This window comes from Catenibacterium sp. RTP21428st1_D7_RTP21428_210409 (genome assembly GCF_040227455.1).
Lineage (GTDB): Bacteria > Bacillota_I > Bacilli_A > Erysipelotrichales > Coprobacillaceae > Catenibacterium > Catenibacterium mitsuoka_A.
The window spans coordinates 1-6,090 of record NZ_JBEHVX010000117.1 but is presented as its reverse complement, the minus strand read 5'-3'; the positions used below and the strand labels follow the sequence as shown (position 1 = coordinate 6,090).

Here is a 6,090-nt window from a genome sequence, read left to right as displayed (position 1 = left end):
GTACGTACGGTGCAACGGGAGGCACAGAAATAATAATTAATCTCAGTATTGATATTATTTCCTGTCTACCCTATTTTTACTGAATTGTATCTAAGATATCTTTCATTTTCTTTGCTAGACCTTTAGTCTTTTCTACTGATAATGAACAGATAGCGACACGAATACCAAGATTAACCTTTACAGTAAAGATATTGTTTGCCATTAAAGCTTCATGGTACTTATCACGAGTTTCATTATCCATAGCAAGTGTAACGAAGAAACCTTCTTTATATGGGTAATACTTTAATCCTACTTCATCTGCCTCAGTTGTAAAGATATCTCCTCTTTCTTTTAATAACTTCACATATTTTAATCTTTCCTGATCATATTCTTCGCCATGGTTATCTAATACATCTACAAATGTTTCCATTGCACCATTGTTGATATTTGACCAAGTTGCACGAGCATTCTTTTCAAATACGATCTTTACCTGATTAACTGACTCTTTCTTCTGACCTAAGATGATTGCTGCACCACATCTTAAACCATAGCTTGTCATTGACTTTGATAATGAGAATGAAACAACCACAATCACATTATCACTGATCTTGTCAAACTGACCAAAATAAGTCTTAGCTTCTTTTTGACGGCTTGAGAAATCAATATAAGCAATATCATTTAATAATACAATAGCATGAGTCTTGCTGCATTCATTTAAGAAAGTAATCACTTCATCCCATTCTTCATGAGTCAAAGAATAACCAGTAGGGTTATGACAAGGGTCATTGATAACAATCACTAACTTATTCTGCTTCTTCATTGTTTCAAGACATGTTTCCTTGAAAGATGCAATATTGAAATGATCTCCTTCAAATAAAGAATACTTAGCCATTTCAAGATTATGCATCTGAGCCATTAATGCATAACTACCCCATGCAATTTCAGGAAGGATGACAGTCTGACCTTCATCTAAACATTCCTGAATAGTCATAGATACAGCACCAGTTCCTCCTGGAGTTGCCACTACTTCATGTTCAAGATGGCTATTACCATCTAATACCCAATCATAAGCTTTCTGTCTAAATGTAGGGTTACCAGTAAAGCTTGCTGCGTACTTTGCAAGAACCTTATTATCAAGATTCTTTAAAGAATTGTAAACACTGTCCAATGCGACAAGCTGACCTTCTTCATTATATAAAGAACCGATAGTTGCATCTACAACCTGATCAGCTCCATACTTTTCTTTCGCTTCCTTTGCTTTCGCAACAATAGTAAATACTGTATCTACTATTGGCTGCTGATTTACGCTATCTTTTACGAAATTCATACGTTATCCTCCGCTTGTTTAGTAATATAGATACTATTCTAATACGCTAATGCGTTTGAAACAAGTCAACAAAGCGATATTTCTCATTTGTTTCACAAAATCATTGTATTTTAATGTACATCATTGTACACTATGTATGGCGTTATTCTCAAGTGAGAATAACGGAAAGGAGTTTGTATGAAGGATCGTTATAACCGTACAATTGATTATATGAGAATATCGATTACAGATAGATGTAACTATCATTGTGTATATTGTAATCCAGATAAATTCAAATTTCTTTCACATAATGATATTTTACGCTATGAAGAGATACTAGATATATGCAAGGTGGCAGTTAAACTAGGCATAGTAAACTTCAAGGTGACTGGTGGAGAACCAACGGTAAGAAAAGGATATCTTTCTTTTTTAAGACAGCTCAAACAACTAGAGGGTGTGAGACAGGTAACTCTTACAACCAATGGCTTATTACTAGATGCACGTACTATGGATGAGTTAAAGGATATTGGGATTGATGGGATCAACTTCTCTATAGATACACTTGATTCAAAGAAATATGCTGCTATATGTGGGCAAGATACACTTGATACAGTATTAAAAAATCTTCTTTATGGGGTTTCTGTTGGACTCAATATAAAAATTAACACAGTCGTAGGACCACTTTTTACACAAAGTGATTTAGAAAGCTTGATTGATTTTTGTGGGAATTTACCAGTGAGTCTTCGTTTTATAGAACTCATGCCACTTGGTTCAAATAAAAGAGAAAATAGAATAGAAGAAGTGCAGTCATATTTTGCATCACATTATAATATAGAAGAAATCACAGAAAGACTGGGCAATGGTCCTGCACATTATATAAGAATAAAGAATATGAAATGTGTCATTGGCTTTATTGAAGCCTTACATCATAAGTTCTGTCATGAGTGTAATCGTGTGCGTTTGTCTAGTACAGGATCATTAAAATTATGCTTATTTCATAAGAATAGTATCGCATTAAAACCTTATATAGGTAATGAAATCAAACTAGAAGAAGTAATGAGAGATGCCATTTATATGAAGCCAGAACAGCACCATTTTGAAGATGAACAAAGTGGTACTGTAATGAATCAAATAGGAGGGTAATATGGGATTTACACATTTTGACGAAGATGGAAACGCCATTATGGTGGATGTATCTGATAAAGAGATCACAAAAAGAACAGCTTATGCAAGAGGGACTATTCAAGTCAATCATGAGATTATTGAACATATAAAAAACAATACAATAGAAAAAGGGGATGTTCTTGGTGTGGCAAGAATTGCAGGTATTATGGCCGCAAAAAAGACAAGTGATATGATTCCTCTTTGTCATATATTAATGATTACTAATGTCACTGTTGATTTTGAAATAGATGAAGAAAACAATCAGATTCATGCCTTTGCGACAGTGAAATGTAAAGGGAAGACAGGGGTAGAAATGGAAGCATTACACGCAGTAAGTGTGACATTATTAACTATTTATGATATGTGCAAGGCAATTAGTAAAGAAATGGAAATTAAAAATATTCATTTATTAAAGAAAACAGGTGGAAAGAGCGGTGAATTCAATTGGCAGGAAAAGTAGAAGCAATTTGTATTAGTGAGAAGAAGGGAACTGAAAAGAAACCTATACAAGAAACTAAAATAGTAGAAGATTTTGGCTTAGAACATGATGCTCATGCAGGTAAATGGCATAGACAGGTCAGCTTATTACCTTATGAAGAAAGAGAAGACTTTAAAAGACGTGGTGGAGATGTAGAAGATGGTGCTTTTGGTGAGAACCTTCTTATTTCTGGTATTGATTTTAATGAGCTTGTTGTAGGAAGCCATGTTCATATTGGTGAAGTGGATTTAGAAATCACCCAGAGAGGTAAAAGTTGTCATGCTCATTGTCGTATTTATCACCAGGTAGGTGAATGTATTATGCCTCGACTTGGTATTTTCGCAAGAGTCATTCATGGCGGAGTCATTCATTGCGATGATGAAGTGACTTATACACCTCCTACAGATTCACGTATACGTGTTGCTGTGCTTACTTTATCCGATAAAGGCAGTCAAGAATTAAGAGTGGATGAAAGTGGTCCTTATATTAAAAAATATATGGAAGAAAGAGGCTATCATGTCACATCATTAGATATTCTTCCAGATAATCAGAAAATGATTGAACAGGCTCTTATTAATTTAAGTGATCGTTGTGAGAATGATTTAATCTTAACTACAGGAGGTACAGGTTTGTCACTTAGAGATGTGACACCTGAAGCCACTTTAAAAGTGGCCACACGCCTTGTCCCAGGTATTTCTGAAGCGATTCGTTATGAATCTATGAAATATACAAATCGTGCGATGTTATCTCGTGGCGCGAGTGTGATAAGAAACAACACACTCATTATTAATCTTCCAGGAAGTGTCAAGGCAGTGAAGGAGAGTTTAGATATTATTATAGATCCTCTTCATCATGGCTTAGAAATCTTAAAAGGAGATGCGCACGATTGTGCAAGAAGTGATGATTGATTATTCACCTATATGGATCTCATTTAAATGCGCTGCTTTTTCTATATTTATTACATTCTTTTTAGGACTCTTTGTGGCAAGATGGATGATGACACTTAAAAATAAAGTCATTCAACTCATCTTTGATGGTATCTTCACACTTCCACTCGTTTTACCACCAACAGTAATGGGTTTTTTCTTATTACTCATCTTTGGTGTCAATCAGCCGATTGGTTCATTTTTCTTAAATGTATTTGGTGTGCGTATCGCCTTTAGCTTTAGTGCCACAGTGATTGCGGCAGTCGTCATCTCTTTTCCCATCATGTATCGCTCTGCCAGAGGAGCTCTTGAACAGGTGGATACAGATTTAGTAGATGCTGCAAGAACACTTGGTATGAGTGAAACAAGTATCTTCTTCAAGGTGCTCGTACCTAACGCCTTGCCAGGTATTATCAGTGGGGGTGTATTATCATTTGCGAGAGGTTTGGGAGAATTTGGTGCCACAGCGATGCTTGCAGGTAATATTGTTGGAAAAACACGTACACTGCCTTTAGCTGTTTATAGTGAAGTTGTCAGCAGTGATATGCATAGCGCATCTTTCTATGTTGTTGTTATTATCGCTATATGCTTTACAGCTGTCATATTACTGAATATCTATCAGTTATGGGTCAAGAAAAAGAGAGGCTTTTAAGATGCATTTAGAAGTAGAAATATATAAAAAACTAAGTGAATTTGACTTAGATGTTCATTTTAAGATTGATGAAATATGCTTAGGTGTGATGGGGCCAAGTGGCAGTGGTAAGAGTATGACGCTTAAATGTATAGCCGGTATAGAAGCACCTGATTCAGGAAGAATTGTCTTAGATGGAAGAGTACTCTATGATTCTAATCAACATATTAACTTAACACCACAAGAAAGAAATATTGGTTATATGTTTCAGAATTATGCATTATTTCCAAATATGACAGTTTATGACAATATTGCCTCACCTCTTGTGGCCCGCAGACTTGATAAGATTACAATTCATGATTCAGTGATTCAGCTGATGAAGGAGTTGCATATAGAAGGATTAGAAAAGCGTTATCCAAGACAGTTATCAGGGGGACAAAAACAGCGTGTTGCTTTAGCTAGACTTCTTATTTATAACGCTGAGGCGATTCTTTTAGATGAACCATTCAGTGCTCTCGATGAAGATTTAAAAGATGAACTTTTAAAAGAGATGAAGACTAAACTAGATGCTTACCATCGACCTGTTGTCTTTGTATCCCATAATAAGGATGAAATCATAGCTTTGAGTCATGAAATGTATATTATAAAAAATGGAGAAATGATTCATGAAAAAACTAGTTAGTATCTTATGTGCATTTGCGCTCGTATTCGGTTTAGCTGGATGTGGACAGGAAGAAAAGAAGCCTGAAAAGAAAGTCACAATTACTATTGCGGCTGCAGCCAGTCTTGAAAAGACTTTTGAAGAAACACTTATTCCTCGTTTTGAAAAGAAATATCCAAATGTGAACGTAAAGGGTGTTTATGACAGTAGTGGTAAATTACAGATTCAGATTGAACAGGGATTAGATGCTGATGTATTCTTTAGTGCAGCCACTAAACAGATGGATAGCTTAGTTGATGAAAAACTTGTTGATTCTAAGAGTGTTGTAAATTTATTAGAAAATAAACTTGTATTAATTAAAGGGAAAGATACAAAAACTGCTGTCAAGGGTATTTCAAACATTACTGATGCGAAGATGATTGCGGTAGGTGATCCTGAAGTAGTACCTGCAGGGCAATATGCAAAAATCGCACTTACTAACGCAAATACTTGGGATGCAATCCAGAATAAGATTTCTTTAGGTGGTAATGTCACTGAAGTATTAAGCTGGGTAGAAAGTGGTAGTGCTGAAGTAGGTTTAGTTTATTCTACAGATGCAGCCAGCAGTTCTAAAGTAACAGTACTTGAAAAAGTCAACAACAACCTATTAGATACACCTGTTATTTATCCAGTAGGACGTGTAACTAAAACAAAACATCAAAAACAAGCAAATAACTTAATTAAGTTTTTACAGACTAAAGAATCTAAAGACACATTTAAGAAGAGTGGTTTTACTATTTGTAAGTAGTAGTTAGGAGGTCTTACCTCCTTTTTTTGTAAGTATTGACACAATGTATAATAAGAAATAAACTTTAACTATTAGGAGGACAAAGTGTGAAACAAAAATCAATCAAAACGTATAAAAAAAGACAAACTTAAAAATAAGTTTGAATAATTTAGAAAAAA

General features: G+C 34.9%; 7 protein-coding genes. 6 read left to right on the top strand and 1 reads right to left on the bottom strand.

The genetic code is table 11. The features are described from left to right. Positions 1–76: 76 nt before the first annotated feature. On the bottom strand, positions 77–1,306 hold the full coding sequence (locus ABUA27_RS11840) for an aminotransferase class I/II-fold pyridoxal phosphate-dependent enzyme (protein ID WP_349820773.1): 1,230 nt from the start codon (positions 1,304–1,306) through the stop codon (positions 77–79). Between the two features lie 177 nt (positions 1,307–1,483). Between ABUA27_RS11840 and moaA the strand changes: the two genes are divergently transcribed. From moaA to modA, 6 genes are read left to right on the top strand one after another with little or no spacing between them, the layout of a single operon-like run. Next, the gene (moaA, locus tag ABUA27_RS11835; protein ID WP_129981869.1) at positions 1,484–2,428 is read left to right on the top strand and encodes a GTP 3',8-cyclase MoaA; all 945 of its coding nucleotides are present in this window, start codon (positions 1,484–1,486) and stop codon (positions 2,426–2,428) included. A 1-nt stretch (position 2,429) separates the two neighbouring features. Then, positions 2,430–2,909 (top strand): cyclic pyranopterin monophosphate synthase MoaC, encoded by a 480-nt coding sequence (gene moaC / locus ABUA27_RS11830; protein ID WP_129981868.1) that lies wholly within the window; start codon positions 2,430–2,432, stop codon positions 2,907–2,909. Further along, positions 2,894–3,835 carry an MOSC domain-containing protein gene (locus ABUA27_RS11825; RefSeq protein ID WP_287846727.1) on the top strand — a complete coding sequence of 314 codons (942 nt, stop codon included), beginning with the start codon at positions 2,894–2,896 and terminating at the stop codon, positions 3,833–3,835. Before moaC ends, ABUA27_RS11825 begins: the two co-directional genes overlap by 16 nt. Further along, the gene (modB, locus tag ABUA27_RS11820; protein WP_287846726.1) at positions 3,816–4,505 is read left to right on the top strand and encodes a molybdate ABC transporter permease subunit; all 690 of its coding nucleotides are present in this window, start codon (positions 3,816–3,818) and stop codon (positions 4,503–4,505) included. Before ABUA27_RS11825 ends, modB begins: the two co-directional genes overlap by 20 nt. A 1-nt stretch (position 4,506) precedes the next feature. Further along, entirely contained in the window at positions 4,507–5,166 is a 660-nt protein-coding gene (locus ABUA27_RS11815) for a sulfate/molybdate ABC transporter ATP-binding protein (protein ID WP_349820772.1), read from the top strand. After that, positions 5,150–5,932, top strand: a complete 783-nt coding sequence (gene modA / locus ABUA27_RS11810; protein ID WP_287846725.1) for a molybdate ABC transporter substrate-binding protein — start codon at positions 5,150–5,152, stop codon at positions 5,930–5,932. The genes ABUA27_RS11815 and modA overlap by 17 nt, the downstream gene beginning before the upstream one ends. Positions 5,933–6,090: the final 158 nt, after the last annotated feature.